Consider the following 16713-nt stretch of genomic DNA (forward strand, 5'->3'; position numbering starts at 1 on the left):
CCAAAAGCCCCAACCACCAAGGAAATTCCGATGAAACAGAAAATCTGGTACACCTACGATGATATCCACCGCGTCATCAAAGCATTGTCAGAAAAAATCCGGAACGCCGGCGTCAAATACGACGCCATGATCGCTATCGGCGGCGGCGGCTTTATTCCTGCACGTATGCTGCGCTGTTTTCTGGAAATTCCTATCTATGCCGTAACCACCGCTTATTACGACAGCGACAACGAAGGACAAGTTACCGAAGAAGTCAAAAAAGTCCAATGGCTAGACCCCGTCCCCGAAGCCTTACGGGGTAAAAACGTCCTTGTTGTCGACGAAGTGGACGACAGCCGCGTTACCATGGAATTTTGCCTGACAGAGCTGCTCAAAGAAGACTTCGGCACCATCGGCGTCGCCGTCCTGCACGAAAAAATCAAAGCCAAAGCAGGCAAAATCCCCGAAGGCATTCCCTATTTCAGCGGCATTACCGTAGACGACTGGTGGATTAACTATCCATGGGATGCACTCGATATCGACGAACACAACCGTCTTGCCGAAAGCAGCCGAGGCTGACCCTTTCAGACGGCATATTTTCCGAACCGATGCCGTCTGAAAACCCATCCGATCCCTGCCGCAGACCGAAAACCTACCGGAGAAACCCCTATGATTACATTGGCCGTAGATGCCATGGGCGGCGACCAAGGACTTGCCGTTACCGTACCCGGCGCAACCGCATTCCTCCAAGCACACCCCGATGTCCGCCTGATTATGACCGGCGACGAAACGCAGCTGCGCCAAGCCCTGACCGAGGCAGGCGCACCGATGGAACGCATCGACATCTGCCATACCACCCAAGTTGTCGGCATGGACGAAGCGCCGCAATCCGCCCTGAAAAACAAAAAAGACTCCTCCATGCGCATCGCCGTCAACCAAGTTAAAGAAGGCAAAGCCCAAGCCGCCGTATCCGCAGGCAACACGGGCGCGCTCATGGCAACCGCACGCTTCGTCCTCAAGACCATACCCGGCATCGAACGCCCCGCCATCGCCAAATTCCTTCCTTCCGACACCGACCACGTTACCCTCGCCCTCGACCTTGGCGCAAACGTCGACTGCACGCCCGAACAGCTCGCCCAATTTGCCGTTATCGGCAGCGAACTCGTCCACGCACTCCATCCTCAAAAAGGACAGCCGCGCGTCGGGCTGGTCAACGTCGGCACGGAAGACATCAAAGGTACGGACACCGTCAAACAAACCTACAAACTGCTGCAAAACAGCAAACTCAACTTTATCGGCAACATCGAAAGCAACGGCATCCTCTACGGCGAAGCAGATGTCGTCGTCGCCGACGGCTTTGTCGGCAACGTCATGCTCAAAACCATCGAAGGCGCGGTCAAATTCATGAGCGGAGCCATCCGCCGCGAATTCCAAAGCAATCTGTTCAACAAACTCGCCGCTATCGCCGCCCTGCCCGCCCTCAAAGGGCTGAAAAACAAACTCGACCCGCGCAAATTCAACGGAGCCATCCTGCTCGGGCTGCGCGGCATCGTCATCAAAAGCCACGGCGGCACAGACGAAACCGGTTTCCGCTATGCCCTCGAAGAAGCCTACCATGAAGCCAAGTCTGCCAGCCTTTCCAAAATCGAACAAGGCGTAGCCGAACAGCTCGCCGCACTCGAAACTGCCAAAGCCGCCCAAAACGAAAATGCCGGCGGTCTGTAACACGCACGATGCCGTCTGAACGCCCCCGCCCCTTTCAGACGGCATCCGCCCGCACCAAACCTGCGGGTGCGGACGGCGATGCGCCTGTCCGGCACTTCCCAAATATCGCCTTGTAAAATAAGGAGTATTTGAAAAATGAAGACATTAGAAAAACGGATGAAAGCTCTAGACAAACGGATGATGAAGTTCGGAAAATCCCTTGAAGGCAGGCTTGATGCCCGTCTGATTGAATCCGCATTGGATTATATTCATTTGTAGAGGGTTTTGCTGGAACACACGATTTTATGGGCGGTCAAATGTGGGGCTTTTATCGTGGAAAAGACGCAGGCTATGAACAGGGTAATACCACTCTTGACCGAAGAACTACTAACAAAAAAGACGCAATAGGTTCATCAGTAACAGCCGCCGTCGCCATTCCTGTCGCCGCACCGTTTGCTATTGCTGATATAGTCGATCAGGATTTTATCCAAGCGATTATGAAAATTACTGGTCATTGATTATCTATATATTGGTGGTTGTTATGAAATGCTATATTAAAGTTGTCATTATTGTTTTTATAATGGTAATGACAACTTCTTGTAATCCTTGCTTTTTTGCAACTTCGTCTTGTCATTATCCTTTTGATGATATGACGACAAGAGCAAACAACGATATTGAATATTTTGTTAAAAATAATACGACTAACGAACAACGAATTGATGATTTCAGAAGTTGCCTTTCCGTTGCTTGTCCTGAAATATATAAATTATATCAATTACCTGATGAAAAGGGTAATTATCAATATATTATAAAAAAATATTATGATAATAAATACAATGATAATGCAGTCAAATCGATAAATTGTATTGGGGATAATGCAAGATGTATGCTTAATAATAAAGGATATTCAACAAAATGGTAATAATGGGTTACGGCGTTTCAGGCAGTGCGAGTTATAGCAAGTCCAAAGTGAATGCGGATTATGCGTCTGTGAATGAGCAAAGCGGCATATTTGCGGGTGAAGACGGCTATCAAATCAACATCAAAGGACACACCGACCTCAAAGGCGGACTCATCACCTCCACCCAAAGCGCGGAAGATAACGGCAGAAACCAATTCGCCACCGGCACACTCAGCTTCAGAGACATCCAAAACCACAGCCATTACGAAAGCGAAAGTTTCGGTATTGGCACCGATGGCAATGTCAAAGGTGGCTGGATGGGTAACGCCAAAGACGGTCTATCTGCCAGCATAGGTTACGGCAAGGACAACGACAGCCAAAACAGCATCACCCGCAGCGGCATCAACACCCAAAATATCCAAATCAGTGACGAAGCCGCATTCGGAACGTTTTTTGGCTTTTGAAATCCTGTGTACTTATGTTGAAGATTTCGATATCCGGCTGACGGAACAAGAATCCCGGGAAATTTCTTTTATTGACAAGGAATTTAGGACAGAAAGCACGTTCGATTAGCGAATAAAATCAACGGGATGATAAACATGAAAATATCAACGGTCATTTTTGGCGGATTTTTTATGGCAGACAACGGGGAGCGAATCCAAATCCCCGTTTTGGAAAATCCTGACATTAGGGAAATCAATCGCTTTTTTTCCGTATCAAATTTTGAGAAAAAAGCCGGCGTCCTTGTTTTCAGAATCATCCCCGAGCCGGAATTTGGCAATACCGAATTAACTGTCTATTTTGAAAAAGGATATTATTTGCCAATGATTCAAACAATTTTAGAAGGCGGGAATATTGAAGTCAAAAACCTTAAAACGGAAAATTATAGTGGAAATACAATGGAAATTTGGGGAGATTCCTACCCTATTGAGCATATCTCTAAAAATATTTCTACAATTCAAAATATCATTTCCGAATTTATCAGACAAAAACAAACACCCGCGCCAATAGCCTGACAGCAACCCGGCAATCAAAATGCCGTCTGAAGCAGCTTGGGCTTTCAGACGGCATTTCCTTCGCTTAAAACAGCATATCGGCAACCCCGCCCTGCCTGTCCACGGCAATCTGCATCTGAAAACCATCTGTATCCCAAACCACACCCCCCATCCCTGTTTCCGTCATTTGCACCCTGTCCGTATTGGGCAATCATCGGTTTTCGCTTACAATAGCCGAATCTGAACCAACTCTCCAAAAAGGCCGTTCCCATGCAGTATGCAAAAATTTCCGGCACGGGCAGCTATCTTCCCGCCAACCGCGTCAGCAATGACGACCTTGCCCAAAAAGTGGACACTTCGGACGAGTGGATTACCGCGCGCACGGGCATCAAGTTCCGCCATATTGCAGCCGAAAACGAAAAAACCAGCGACCTTGCCGCCGAAGCGGCGCGCCGCGCACTGGATGCAGCCGGATTAGACAGCGGCGAAATCGATTTGATTATTGTGGCAACGGCAACGCCGGATATGCAGTTTCCGTCTACTGCGACCATCGTGCAGCAAAAATTGGGCATCACCAACGGCTGTCCCGCGTTTGACGTACAGGCAGTGTGTGCGGGCTTTATGTACGCGCTGACGACGGCAAACGCCTACATTAAAAGCGGTATGGCGAAAAACGCACTGGTCGTCGGCGCGGAAACCTTCAGCCGCATCGTCGATTGGAACGACCGCACAACCTGCGTATTGTTCGGCGACGGCGCGGGCGCGGTGGTTTTGAGCGCGGCGGACAAACCGGGCATCATCCACAGCAAACTCAAAGCCGACGGCAATTATCTGAAACTCTTAAACGTCCCCGGGCAAATCGCCTGCGGCAAAGTTTCCGGTTCGCCGTACATTTCGATGGACGGTCCCGGCGTGTTCAAGTTTGCTGTCAAAATGCTGTCCAAAATCGCCGATGACGTTATCGAAGAAGCAGGTTATACCGCCGAACAAATCGACTGGATCGTGCCGCATCAGGCAAACCGCCGCATTATCGAATCGACCGCGAAACATTTGGGGCTGAGTATGGACAAAGTCGTCCTGACCGTCCAAGACCACGGCAACACGTCCGCCGCCTCGATTCCGCTGGCTTTGGACGCGGGCATCCGCAGCGGACAAATCAAACGCGGTCAAAACCTGCTGCTCGAAGGCATCGGCGGCGGTTTCGCGTGGGGCGCGGTGCTGTTGCAATATTGAATGCCATGCCGTCTGAAGCAGGTTTTCAGACGGCATTTCCCATATTATGAAGCGGCAGGCTTTCTTCAAACCGATGGCGTGTGCGGCATTTCTGTCTGCCGTTTCACTGCTCCTCCCCGTATTGGGCGCGTGTTACGCAATATTGTCCCTCTATGCGTTTGCACTTTACGGCATAGACAAAAGGCGTGCCGTACAGGGAAAGTACCGCATTCCCGAATACCGCCTGCTGCTGCCTGCCTTGTTCGGCGGTTGGACGGGCGCATACTTGGGCAGCAGGATGTTCAGGCATAAAACGGCGAAAAAGCGTTTTGTTGTGCTGTTCCGTCTGACTGTTTCGGGCAATGTCCTGGCGACCTGCATCCTGATTGATTATTTCGTTCCGCCCGAACTTTTTGTAAAACTCGGGCAACATCTCTGACAATCCAACCAAACAAAGGAATACCATGTCTTTCGCATTCTTTTTCCCCGGACAAGGCTCCCAAAGCCTCGGTATGATGAACGGCTTTGCCGAACACGCCATCGTCAAAAACACATTTGACGAAGCATCCGCCATATTGGGTCAAGACTTGTGGGCGATGATTAACGGCAGCGATGCCGAAATCATCGGACAAACCGTCAATACCCAGCCCATCATGCTCGCCGCCGGCGTTGCCGTTTACCGCGCCTATTTGGAAGCGGGCGGCAAAACGCCTGCCGCCGTTGCCGGACACAGCCTCGGCGAATACACCGCGCTTGTCGCCGCCGGCGCATTGGATTTCACTGATGCGGTCAAACTCGTGCGCCTGCGTGCCGAACTGATGCAGTCCGCCGTACCGCAAGGCGTGGGCGCGATGGCGGCGATTCTCGGCTTGGAAGATGAACAGGTAAGGCAGATTTGCACCGAATCCGCACAGGATGAAGTGGTCGAAGCCGTCAACTTCAACTCGCCCGGGCAAGTCGTGATTGCAGGCAATGCCGCCGCCGTCGGACGCGCCATGGCTGCCGCCAAAGAAGCCGGAGCCAAACGCGCCCTGCCGCTGCCCGTGTCCGTACCTTCCCATTGCAGCCTGATGAAACCCGCCGCCGACAAACTCGCCGAAGCCCTGAAAACCGTCGAAATCAAGCAGCCGCAAATCCGCGTTATCCACAACGCCGACGTTGCCGCCTACGATGATGCCGACAAAATCAAAGACGCGCTCGTCCGCCAGCTTTACAGCCCCGTGCGCTGGACGGAAACCGTCAACGCCCTTGTTTCAGACGGCATTGCCGAATCCGCCGAATGCGGCCCGGGCAAAGTGTTGGCGGGCTTGGCAAAACGCATCAACAAGGCCGCCGCGTGCAGCGCACTGACCGATGCCGGACAGGTTGCCGCCTTTATCGAAGCGCACTGACCACATTTCAAACGCAGGCTGCCCCGTCCGTACCGCAAACGGCGGCAGCCCCATATTTACGCTATAATCCATCCCGACCAAACCACCGACAGCGGCTGCCGTTGCAGTTCCCGCCCCACCGATATGATAGAAAAACTGACTTTCGGACTGTTTAAAAAAGAAGACGCGCGCAGCTTTATGCGCCTGATGGCGTACGTCCGCCCCTACAAAATCCGCATCGTTGCCGCACTGATTGCCATTTTCGGCGTTGCCGCCACCGAAAGCTACCTTGCCGCCTTCATCGCCCCCCTGATTAACCACGGCTTTTCCGCACCCGCCGCGCCGCCCGAGCTGTCTGCCGCCGCCGGCATCATTTCCACCCTGCAAAACTGGCGCGAACAGTTTACCTATATGGTTTGGGGGACGGAAAACAAAATCTGGACCGTCCCGCTCTTCCTCATCATCCTCGTCGTCATCCGCGGCATCTGCCGCTTTACCAGCACCTATCTGATGACTTGGGTCTCCGTGATGACCATCAGCAAAATCCGCAAAGATATGTTTGCCAAAATGCTGACCCTTTCCTCCCGCTACCATCAGGAAACGCCGTCCGGCACCGTACTGATGAATATGCTCAACCTGACCGAACAGTCGGTCAGCAACGCCAGCGACATCTTCACCGTCCTCACGCGCGACACGATGATCGTTACCGGCCTGACCATCGTCCTGCTTTACCTCAACTGGCAGCTCAGCATTATCGTCGTCCTGATGTTCCCCCTGCTCTCCCTGCTCTCGCGCTACTACCGCGACCGCCTGAAACACGTCATTTCCGACTCGCAAAAAAGCATAGGCACGATGAACAACGTGATTGCCGAAACCCATCAGGGACACCGCGTCGTCAAGCTGTTCAACGGGCAGGCGCAGGCGGCAAACCGGTTCGACGCGGTCAACCGCACCATCGTCCGCCTCAGCAAAAAAATCACGCAGGCAACGGCGGCACATTCCCCGTTCAGCGAACTAATCGCCTCGATCGCCCTCGCCGTCGTCATCTTCATCGCCCTGTGGCAAAGCCAAAACGGCTACACCACCATCGGCGAATTTATGGCATTCATCGTCGCGATGCTGCAAATGTACGCCCCCATCAAAAGCCTTGCCAACATCAGCATCCCTATGCAGACGATGTTCCTCGCCGCCGACGGCGTATGTGCATTTCTCGACACCCCGCCCGAACAGGACAAAGGCACGCTCGCGCCGCAGCGTGTCGAAGGGCGCATCAGCTTCCGCAACGTCGATGTCGAATACCGTTCAGACGGCATCAAAGCCCTCGACAACTTCAACCTCGACATCAGACAAGGCGAACGCGTCGCCCTGGTCGGACGTTCCGGCAGCGGCAAATCCACCGTCGTCAACCTGCTGCCCCGCTTTGTCGAACCGTCTGCCGGCAACATCTGCATAGACGGTATCGACATCGCCGACATCAAACTCGACTGCCTGCGCGCCCAATTCGCCCTCGTTTCCCAAGACGTATTCCTGTTTGACGACACCCTGTTTGAAAACGTCCGATACAGCCGTCCCGACGCAGGCGAAGCCGAAGTCCTATCCGCCCTCCAAGCCGCCAACCTGCAAAGCCTGATCGACGCATCACCGCTCGGACTACACCAGCCCATCGGATCGAACGGCAGCAACTTATCCGGCGGACAGCGGCAACGCGTCGCCATTGCCCGCGCCATTTTGAAAGACGCGCCGATATTATTATTGGACGAAGCCACCAGCGCATTGGACAACGAATCCGAACGCCTCGTCCAACAAGCACTCGAACGCCTGATGGAAAACCGCACCGGCATCATCGTCGCCCACCGCCTGACCACCATCGAAGGGGCCGACCGCATCATCGTAATGGACGACGGCAAAATCATCGAACAAGGCACACACGAACAACTGATGTCCCAAAACGGCTACTACACGATGTTACGCAATATCTCAAACAAAGATGCCGCCGTCCGGACGGCATAAACAAAATGCCGTCTGAAATGGTACAATCGCCCCGACCCCTTCAGACGGCATCATATCCGCCGACCCATCCGATTATCTTCAATCACCGTAAAACCCATCATGACCCAAGACAAAATCCTCATCCTCGACTTCGGTTCGCAAGTTACCCAGCTCATCGCCCGCCGCGTGCGCGAAGCCCACGTTTACTGCGAACTGCATTCCTTCGATATGCCTTTGGACGAAATCAAAGCCTTCAACCCCAAAGGCATCATCCTTTCCGGCGGCCCCAATTCCGTTTACGAATCCGATTATCAAGCCGATACCGGTATTTTTGATTTGGGCATTCCGGTTTTGGGCATTTGCTACGGCATGCAATTTATGGCGCACCACTTGGGCGGCGAAGTTAGCCCGGGCAACCAACGCGAATTCGGTTATGCGCAAGTGAAAACCATCGACAGCGAGCTGACACGCGGCATTCAAGACGATGCGCCAAACACGCTCGACGTTTGGATGAGCCATGGCGATAAAGTTTCCAAACTGCCTACCGGCTTCTCCGTCATCGGCGACACCCCGTCTTGCCCGATTGCCATGATGGAAAACGCTGAGAAACAATTCTACGGCATTCAATTCCACCCTGAAGTGACCCACACCAAGCAAGGCCGCGCGCTGTTGAACCGCTTTGTCTTGGATATTTGCGGCGCACAACCCAGCTGGACCATGCCGAACTACATCGAAGAAGCCGTTGCCAAAATCCGCGAACAAGTCGGCAATGACGAAGTGATTTTAGGTCTGTCCGGCGGCGTGGACTCTTCCGTAGCGGCGGCGCTGATTCATCGTGCCATCGGCGACCAACTGACCTGCGTGTTTGTTGACCACGGTCTGTTGCGCCTGAACGAAGGCAAAATGGTGATGGACATGTTTGCCCGCAACTTAGGCGTACGCGTGATTCACGTTGATGCCGAAGAGCAGTTTTTGGCGAAACTTGCCGGCGTGACCGATCCGGAGAAAAAACGCAAAATCATCGGTGCAGAATTTATCGAAGTCTTTGACGCTGAAGAGAAAAAACTCACCAACGCCAAATGGTTGGCGCAAGGTACGATTTACCCTGACGTAATCGAATCCGCAGGTGCGAAAACCAAAAAAGCCCACGCCATCAAATCGCATCACAACGTCGGCGGCCTGCCTGAAAACATGAAGCTCAAGCTACTTGAACCTTTACGCGACTTGTTCAAAGACGAAGTGCGCGAACTGGGCGTCGCTTTGGGTCTACCTCGCGAAATGGTATACCGTCATCCGTTCCCGGGCCCGGGTCTTGGCGTGCGCATCTTGGGCGAAGTGAAAAAAGAATACGCCGACTTATTGCGTCAGGCGGACGATATTTTCATCCAAGAATTGCGCAATACCACCGACGAAAACGGCACGTCTTGGTACGACCTGACCAGCCAAGCCTTTGCCGTATTCCTGCCCGTCAAATCCGTCGGCGTGATGGGCGACGGACGCACTTACGACTACGTTGTTGCCTTGCGTGCCGTCATCACCAGCGACTTTATGACCGCGCATTGGGCAGAACTGCCGTATTCCTTGTTGGGCAAAGTGTCCAACCGCATCATCAACGAAGTCAAAGGCATCAACCGCGTGGTGTACGATGTGAGCGGTAAACCGCCCGCCACCATCGAGTGGGAATAAACGGCCGACTGTGCTGTTCAATACGGCGCAGTCCTTCGATTATCGGAAAAAAGGAAAAAATATGAGCACACAAGATTTAAGCGGCAAAATCGCCTTGGTAACAGGCGCATCGCGCGGTATCGGTGCAGCAATTGCCGACACGCTGGCGGCGGCCGGTGCCAAAGTCATCGGTACGGCGACCAGTGAGAGCGGTGCGGCGGCGATTAGCGAGCGGTTGGCGCAATGGGGCGGCGAAGGCCGTGCATTGGATTCTGCCGAACCCGAAACCATCGAAAGCCTGATTGCCGACATCGAAAAAGCATTCGGCAAACTGGATATTCTGGTCAACAACGCCGGCATCACCCGCGACAACCTATTGATGCGCATGAAAGAAGAAGAGTGGGACGACATCATGCAGGTCAACCTCAAATCCGTCTTCCGCGCCTCCAAAGCCGTCTTGCGCGGCATGATGAAACAACGTTCCGGCCGCATCATCAACATTACCTCCGTCGTCGGCGTAATGGGCAATGCCGGGCAAACCAACTATGCCGCCGCAAAAGCGGGCTTGATCGGTTTTGCCAAATCTATGGCGCGCGAAGTCGGCAGCCGTGGCATTACCGTCAACTGCGTCGCCCCGGGCTTTATCGACACCGACATGACCCGCGCCCTGCCCGAAGAAACCCGCCAAACCTTTACCGCCCAAACCGCCTTGGGCAGATTCGGCGACGCGCAAGATATTGCCGATGCAGTCTTGTTCTTGGCTTCCGATCAGGCAAAATACATTACCGGTCAAACGCTGCACGTCAACGGCGGCATGTTGATGCCCTGACGGACAGCCGTACCGGCAATGCCGTCTGAAGCCCTTTCAGACGGCATTTGCATTCCCAAACAAAATGAACACTCACCACCACCTACCCTGCCCATGCGGTTCAGGCACAAGCTATGCCGGCTGCTGCCGTCCATTGCACCTTTGCCAAATCCTGCCGCTCACCGCCGAAGCCCTCATGCGTTCGCGGTACAGCGCGTATGTGCTGCACCTTATCGACTACATCATCGCTACTACCGTTCCGACACAACAAGCATTCCTCAATGCCGCCGAACTGATGCAATGGAGTATAGAAACAGAATGGCTGGGCTTGAACGTCATCTCGCACAAGATACTCGGCAAAGACCACGCCCAAGTTGAATTTAAAGCCTACTTCCAAGACGGCGGAAACCGAACAGTGCATCACGAACTGTCCGGCTTCGTCAACATCGGCGGACAATGGTATTTTATCGATCCGACTGTTCCGCTGCCTACCATGAAACAGCCCTGCATTTGCGGATCGGGCAAAAAATTCAAAGCCTGCTGCGGCAAATATCTGAAACCTGTCGCATAAAAATGCCGTCTGAACGTTCAGACGGCATTTTCAACGCGCAAAAAAAACCATTCATACCAAGGGTAAGTATGAATGGTCAATACATTGCGGGAAAACGTCTTACTTGCTGCACTGCCGAAAAGGGAGAAACGGCAGCGGTAATCAGCGGAAGGGATTTTACCCGTATAAATGTTAAGTAACGTTAATTTTGAAAATATAACCGATGTTCCGGCGCACAATCCAAAACCGCCCCCGCATTGCCCCTCACGGAAAACACAAACCCACGGGATGCCGGACGGCGCGTGAAGGCGGCAAATCCCGTTTATTCAAACCATTAGCCTGAAAACCCGTTGACCTTACTGGTTTTCCCGTATCCACCTGACCCAGCGTTCAAACAAATTAGGTTCGAGTGCAGCAATAACCGAACGTTTGAACACATGCTGTCCGCTCCAGAATTCATCGCCTTCCAAAGTCGTCAGCCTGCCGCCCGCCTCCTCGAAAATCAACGCACCCGCAGCATAGTCCCACAGCTTCTGCCCGCCGTGAACATAAACATCATAACGCCCGCACGCCAGATAACACCAATCCAACGTACTGCTGCCCATACTGCGTATCGTTCCAAAAGGCGCGAGCGTACTCATGCGGCTGGAAAGTTTGCCCGAACGCAGATATTTGATTTCCACACCCGCGATTGCCTCATTCAACTTTTTGTCCACCAAACGCAAAGGCAGGCGCGTCCCGTTTAAAAACGCCCCCTGCCCGCGTTCGGCATAAAAACATTCGCCGCTGACCGGATTGTAGATTACGCCCAATTCGGCGCGCCCGTTGCGGACAAACGCCACCGATACCGCAAAATGCGGCAGCCCGTTGACAAAATTGTTCGTCCCGTCAATCGGATCGACAATCCACAGCCCCTTTTCCCCCGAATATTGTTCCCACAAAGCCGACTGTTCCTGCCGCGACATTTCCTCGCCCAACATCGGGCAATCGATCAGAAGCGGCAACGCGGCGGCAAAAGCCGTCTGCGCGGCAATGTCCGCCTCGCTCAACATCGAACCGTCTTCCTTGCGGCAAGACGGCGTATTCAAAAAACGCGGCATAATTTCGGTTTGCGCGATATGGCGCACGACTTTCTGCAAACGGTGTAACACTTCCTACTGTCCTCATATTTTGAACTTGCGGCGCGCAAACGTATAATGTCCGTTTCCATCACGCCGCTGCGACGGATTATAACCGTCCGAACCGCCAAAAACTATGCCCCGATTCTACCTGCCCGAAAACCTTTCCGTCGGACAAACCGTCAACCTGCCCGACAACATCGTCCGCCACCTCAACGTCCTGCGCGTCCGCCCCAACGAAAACATCACCCTCTTCGACGGCAAAGGCAAGGCACATACCGCACGGCTGACCGTTTTGGAAAAACGCCGCGCCGAAGCCGAAATCCTGCACGAAGACACAACCGACAACGAGTCCCCGCTCAACATCACACTCATTCAATCCATCTCCTCCGGCGATCGCATGGATTTCACCCTGCAAAAAAGCGTCGAATTGGGCGTAACCGCCATACAGCCCGTCATCAGCGAACGCTGCATCGTCCGCCTCAACGGGGAACGCGCCGCCAAACGCCTCGCACGCTGGCAGGAAATCGTCATCTCCGCGTGCGAACAGAGCGGCAGGAATACCGTTCCCCCCGTACTGCCCATCATCGGCTACCGTGAAGCACTCGACAAAATGCCGTCTGAAAGCACCAAGCTGATTATGAGCATCAACCGCGCCTGCAAACTCGGCGACATCCGCCACCCGTCCGGCGCAATCGTCTTTATGGTCGGGCCCGAAGGCGGCTGGACAGAACAGGAAGAACAACAGGCATTTGAAGCCGGCTTTCAGGCGGTTACACTCGGCAAACGGATTTTACGCACAGAAACCGCCCCACTCGCCGCCATCGCCGCCATGCAGACGCTTTGGGGCGATTTCGCATAAACAGAAATGCCGTCTGAAACCCGTTCAGACGGCATTTTGCAGCCGATTAAGATATAGTAGGTTCAAATAAGATTTCCCGTGTCGTCATTCCCGCGCAGGCGGGAATCTGGAAATTTAACGTTGCGGTGATTTATCGGAAATGACTGAAACTCAACGAACCGGATTCCCACTTTCGTGGGAATGACGAAGTGGAAGTTGCCCGAAACTTAAAACAAACGAAACCGAACGGACTGGATTCCCGCCTGCGCGGGAATGACGAAATTTTAGATTTCTGTTTTCAGGTTTCTGTTTCTGGTTTTCTGTTTTCGCGGGAATAACGGAATTTTAAGTTTTAGGAATTTGTCAGAAAAACAGAAATCCCTCCGCCGTCATTCCCGCGAAAGCGGGAATCTAGAAACGGAAAAACGCAGAAATTTATTTGGAAAAACAACAATTCTTCCGCCGTCATTCCCGCAAAAGCGGGAATCTAGAATTTTAATGCGGCAAGAATTTATCGGAAAAAACCGAAGTTTAAAGACCTAGATTCCCGCCTGCGCGGGAATGACGAATTTTAGGTTGCTGCTTTTGGTTTTCTATTCTTATGAAAATAACGAGATCCTAGCTTGTGGGTATTTATCGGGAAAACAGAAACCCCTCCACCGTCATTCCCGCGCAGGCGGGAATCTAGAAATTTAACGTTGCGGTGATTTATCGGAAATGACTGAAACTCAACGGACTGGATTCCCGCCTGCGCGGGAATGACGAGATTTCAGGTTTCTGTTTTTGGCTTTCTGTTTTCGTGGGAATCACGAATTAGGGCTTACCCGAAAACAAGTGAAACCGAACAAACCGGATTCCCCGACATAAATTTAGGGACAGCGCACACCCGCCAAATAAGGAAAGGCCAAAACCTATTCAAACGGGACGACGTGCCGCCCAAGTTGTTTTTCCAATTTTTTCTGACGTTTCCGTTCCCTCGCCCTTTCGATTTCCCTGCCGATTTTTCCCAAAGCGCGTTTCAACAAAACCTTCGGGGAGCGGCGGTTGCGGTACGATTCCTGCCTGCCGTTTTTCAGTTGGCTGGGCAGGGTTTCGCTTTGGATGCACAAGGCGGGGGTCAGTTGGCAAACCGTCATCCCCCCTTTGTCGAGAAAACTGCTGAACAGCATCCAATCCACCGCCTTCAGGCGTTCAGACGGCAAAACGGCAAACCTGTCCAAGAAGAAACGCATCGCTTTTTTGGAAATGATATAGCCCGCCGTCCCCCAGTGTTCGCTTTCCAACAGCGGAAAGGCGCGCCCGCAATAGTCCGCCACGCCGGAGGGCGAGGTCAGGACGTGCATAAACATCGTTTCCAAGCGGACGATAAAGGCGGAATCGGGGTCAAAGCGTTCTTCCAGCCAAGCGTCTTCGGCAAGGAACTGCTCCGCGCCTTCGCCGAGTAAAACGTCGTCTTCAAATACGGCGATATACGGCAGACCTTCATCCAATGCCTGTTTCCACAATACGGCGTGGCTCATAAAGCAGGCTTTTTCCACTCCGCTCAAATAGGGGTGCGCCGACAAACCGGGTACGAGTTCCGCCATTGACTGTTCCAGCCTTTCAGACGGCATCAGTGCGTCGAAAAACTGAAACGGAATGCCGCACGCGCCGAAGGTTGCGGCAATGTGTGCCCTGCGTTCTGCGGCGGAAGCCAAGCTGATAACGTGGTTTTGCATAATTTATCCTGTTCGGTTTCAATAGCCCCGGTATTTCCAAGGGCGTAACATTTTTTTCAGGATTTTCCTATATTGCGGTGCGGCAAACAGCTTCCTCATCACGCGGTCTGTCAAAAAATCCAGTAAATCGGTCAAAGAATACTTTTCCAACGACAAGAAATATTCGTACAGGAACAGGCGGAGATATCCGATATCCTGTCCGGACAAGGCTTTTTCGTGCAACGCATATGCCGTTGATTTCAAAAGCCCGTAATTCAGGCAGTCCGCCCCGACGGCTATGCCTGCCGCCTTCCAATACCCCGCCCTGATTTCTTCTTTGATTTTCCACGCCGTCCTGCGCTGTTGCAGGTTGTGTTTGGAAGAGGTCTGGTCTTGATGGAAGCGGTATTTGACCAAGGCTTCGGGATAATTCGCCAGCCTGCCCAGTTTGCCGGCTTCGTACCAAAACTTATAGTCTTCGGCGTGGATATAGGCGGGGTCGAACCGCAAACCGCCGTCAATGACGCTGCGCCGCATAATCATCGTGTTGTTGTGTATGGGGTTGCGGAAGGGAAAGGCAGACACGATTTCCTGATGGGTCAGGGGGTTTTTCCAAATTTCGCCGTTTCGGGCAATGGCGGCAAGCACGCTTTTATTGTTTTCTTCCGACAAAACTTCCAGCCACGCACCCATCGCGATGATGCTGCGGTCTTTTTCCATCTCGCCCACGATTTTTTCAATCCAGCCGGGGGCGGCAATATCGTCGGCATCGGTGCGCGCAATATATTCACCCCCCGACTTTGCCAATGCGTCCAGCCCGATGTTTAAAGAGGCGATAAAGCCCAAATTGCGGGGATTGGAAATTATCCTGATCCTGCCGTCCTGTTCTTGGAAACGACGGGCAATGGCAAGTGTGCCGTCCGTCGAGCCGTCATCGACGATTAAAATATCCAAGTTGCGCCAAGTCTGCCCCACTACGGCGGACAGCGATTGGGCGAAATATTTTTCTGCGTTGTAGGCGCAAATCAATACGCTGACTAAAGGTTGCAATCCGTTTCTCCTTTCCGATACGTCCGATGCCGTCTGAAGGCTTCAGACGGCGTGCCCCGTCAATAAATCTTGCGTAAGAATCTGGCAGACAGCTTTCTGCGCCATCTTTGAAGCATACGCTTTGTCGGAAACATACGGTGCGGGACGGCAAGTTTGCCGCGCCATTCTTCGGGAACGGTCGTCAGGCTGACCGCCAATTCTGTGAAACGTTCCGCACCCCACGCGGTGCAGTCCCTGTGCCACGGCTTTGCCGGGCCGCAATAATGGCTGACGGCGACGGGCATTACCGTATTGGTACGGTCGCGGTAAAGCGGGTCGGTATGGCGGGACGCAAACCTGTTCGCCATAAAGGCATAATTGGTCGGCATAAAGTTGAAACGGCTGTTCGCATAACACACCCCGCCTTTAAACAGCCCGTTCAAAATGTCCTGATCCTGATATTGCATCACGTCCTTGTATTGTTCCACCCATTCGCAGGACATTTTGAAAATATCGTGCCGCCGCCACTTTTTCAGGTTGATCAGCAATACGCCGGCATTGAAATAATATTCGCCGTCCGCCATACCGATTTTTTGTTTGTAGCCTTCCTGCCTTTCGACAAACAAATCGATGCACGCGCCGACCCAGTTGCCGCCCAAATCGGTATCCCATAAGGGCTTCAGGCTGTCCCTGACCAATACGTCCGTATCCAGATACAGGACTTTGTCGCAATCGGCAATGTATTCGCCCAATTTCAGGCGGGCATAAGTCGTAATGGAAATGTGCCTGATGTTTAAGGGGAAGCCGGTGAAATCTTCGGGGTTTACGTCTATAAAGCGGATATTACCCCCCCCC

17 protein-coding genes and 4 pseudogenes are annotated in these 16713 nt (G+C 52.9%); 17 read left to right on the plus strand and 4 right to left on the minus strand.

The annotated features are described in order from the left end of the window. Nucleotides 1-30: 30 nt before the first annotated feature. The 16 genes and pseudogenes from Q9J79_RS07380 to Q9J79_RS07455 all read left to right on the plus strand — a co-directional run bounded on the left by Q9J79_RS07380 (nt 31) and on the right by Q9J79_RS07455 (nt 11194). Entirely contained in the window at nt 31-558 is a 528-nt protein-coding gene (locus Q9J79_RS07380) for a phosphoribosyltransferase (protein ID WP_301912145.1), read from the plus strand. A gap of 90 nt (nt 559-648) precedes the next feature. Beyond that, nucleotides 649-1704: a phosphate acyltransferase PlsX gene (gene plsX / locus Q9J79_RS07385; protein ID WP_301672761.1), complete on the plus strand. Its 1056-nt coding sequence runs from the start codon at nt 649-651 to the stop codon at nt 1702-1704. Nucleotides 1705-1839: 135 nt separating this feature from the next. Continuing rightward, nucleotides 1840-1956: pseudogene (locus tag Q9J79_RS07390) on the plus strand (MafI family immunity protein); the annotation flags it as partial. A 32-nt stretch (nt 1957-1988) separates the two neighbouring features. Continuing rightward, nucleotides 1989-2201: a hypothetical protein gene (locus Q9J79_RS07395; RefSeq protein WP_019272236.1), complete on the plus strand. Its 213-nt coding sequence runs from the start codon at nt 1989-1991 to the stop codon at nt 2199-2201. A gap of 23 nt (nt 2202-2224) precedes the next feature. Beyond that, on the plus strand, nt 2225-2605 hold the full coding sequence (locus Q9J79_RS07400) for a hypothetical protein (RefSeq protein ID WP_234403388.1): 381 nt from the start codon (nt 2225-2227) through the stop codon (nt 2603-2605). After that, nucleotides 2602-3021 (plus strand): annotated as a pseudogene (locus Q9J79_RS07405) (hemagglutinin repeat-containing protein); the annotation flags it as partial. The gene Q9J79_RS07400 and the pseudogene Q9J79_RS07405, both read left to right, overlap by 4 nt. Nucleotide 3022: 1 nt before the next feature. Then, nucleotides 3023-3157, plus strand: a pseudogene (locus tag Q9J79_RS07410) (MafI family immunity protein); the annotation flags it as partial. A 26-nt stretch (nt 3158-3183) separates the two neighbouring features. After that, complete coding sequence (locus tag Q9J79_RS07415; RefSeq protein WP_301912148.1) at nt 3184-3600, plus strand: DUF6911 family protein; 417 nt, start codon at nt 3184-3186, stop codon at nt 3598-3600. 19 nt (nt 3601-3619) lie between these two features. Then, nucleotides 3620-3823 (plus strand): annotated as a pseudogene (locus tag Q9J79_RS07420) (hypothetical protein). A 26-nt stretch (nt 3824-3849) separates the two neighbouring features. Continuing rightward, nucleotides 3850-4812 (plus strand): beta-ketoacyl-ACP synthase III, encoded by a 963-nt coding sequence (locus Q9J79_RS07425; RefSeq protein WP_301912149.1) that lies wholly within the window; start codon nt 3850-3852, stop codon nt 4810-4812. Between the two features lie 46 nt (nt 4813-4858). Continuing rightward, entirely contained in the window at nt 4859-5230 is a 372-nt protein-coding gene (locus tag Q9J79_RS07430) for a DUF1294 domain-containing protein (RefSeq protein ID WP_301912150.1), read from the plus strand. A 25-nt stretch (nt 5231-5255) separates the two neighbouring features. After that, the gene (gene fabD, locus Q9J79_RS07435; protein WP_301912151.1) at nt 5256-6182 is read left to right on the plus strand and encodes an ACP S-malonyltransferase; all 927 of its coding nucleotides are present in this window, start codon (nt 5256-5258) and stop codon (nt 6180-6182) included. Nucleotides 6183-6305: 123 nt separating this feature from the next. Next, entirely contained in the window at nt 6306-8171 is a 1866-nt protein-coding gene (gene msbA, locus Q9J79_RS07440) for a lipid A export permease/ATP-binding protein MsbA (protein ID WP_301912152.1), read from the plus strand. Nucleotides 8172-8270: 99 nt separating this feature from the next. Next, entirely contained in the window at nt 8271-9836 is a 1566-nt protein-coding gene (gene guaA, locus Q9J79_RS07445; RefSeq protein WP_301912154.1) for a glutamine-hydrolyzing GMP synthase, read from the plus strand. 61 nt (nt 9837-9897) lie between these two features. Further along, the gene (fabG, locus tag Q9J79_RS07450; RefSeq protein WP_301912155.1) at nt 9898-10644 is read left to right on the plus strand and encodes a 3-oxoacyl-ACP reductase FabG; all 747 of its coding nucleotides are present in this window, start codon (nt 9898-9900) and stop codon (nt 10642-10644) included. Between the two features lie 64 nt (nt 10645-10708). Further along, a complete protein-coding gene (locus Q9J79_RS07455) occupies nt 10709-11194 on the plus strand; it encodes a YchJ family protein (RefSeq protein ID WP_301912156.1) in 486 nt (161 codons plus the stop codon). Nucleotides 11195-11529: 335 nt separating this feature from the next. Here the strand turns inward: Q9J79_RS07455 and Q9J79_RS07460 are convergent, their stop codons facing one another. After that, a complete protein-coding gene (locus tag Q9J79_RS07460; protein WP_061818832.1) occupies nt 11530-12324 on the minus strand; it encodes an inositol monophosphatase family protein in 795 nt (264 codons plus the stop codon). Nucleotides 12325-12427: 103 nt separating this feature from the next. On the opposite strand from Q9J79_RS07460, the gene Q9J79_RS07465 reads away from it, so the two are divergent. Next, the gene (locus Q9J79_RS07465; RefSeq protein WP_301912157.1) at nt 12428-13153 is read left to right on the plus strand and encodes a 16S rRNA (uracil(1498)-N(3))-methyltransferase; all 726 of its coding nucleotides are present in this window, start codon (nt 12428-12430) and stop codon (nt 13151-13153) included. A gap of 890 nt (nt 13154-14043) precedes the next feature. On the opposite strand, the gene Q9J79_RS07470 is transcribed toward Q9J79_RS07465, so the two are convergent. From Q9J79_RS07470 to Q9J79_RS07480, 3 genes are all read right to left on the minus strand, one after another. After that, nucleotides 14044-14850 (minus strand): glycosyltransferase family 25 protein, encoded by an 807-nt coding sequence (locus Q9J79_RS07470; protein ID WP_304685286.1) that lies wholly within the window; start codon nt 14848-14850, stop codon nt 14044-14046. Between the two features lie 18 nt (nt 14851-14868). Further along, nucleotides 14869-15879: a glycosyltransferase family 2 protein gene (locus Q9J79_RS07475; RefSeq protein ID WP_304685285.1), complete on the minus strand. Its 1011-nt coding sequence runs from the start codon at nt 15877-15879 to the stop codon at nt 14869-14871. A gap of 59 nt (nt 15880-15938) precedes the next feature. Continuing rightward, on the minus strand, nt 15939-16713 hold a 775-nt coding region (locus Q9J79_RS07480; protein WP_304717332.1), incomplete at its 5' end, for a glycosyltransferase family 8 protein.

Source organism: Neisseria viridiae (genome assembly GCF_962747995.1).
In the GTDB taxonomy this organism is placed as follows: domain Bacteria; phylum Pseudomonadota; class Gammaproteobacteria; order Burkholderiales; family Neisseriaceae; genus Neisseria; species Neisseria viridiae.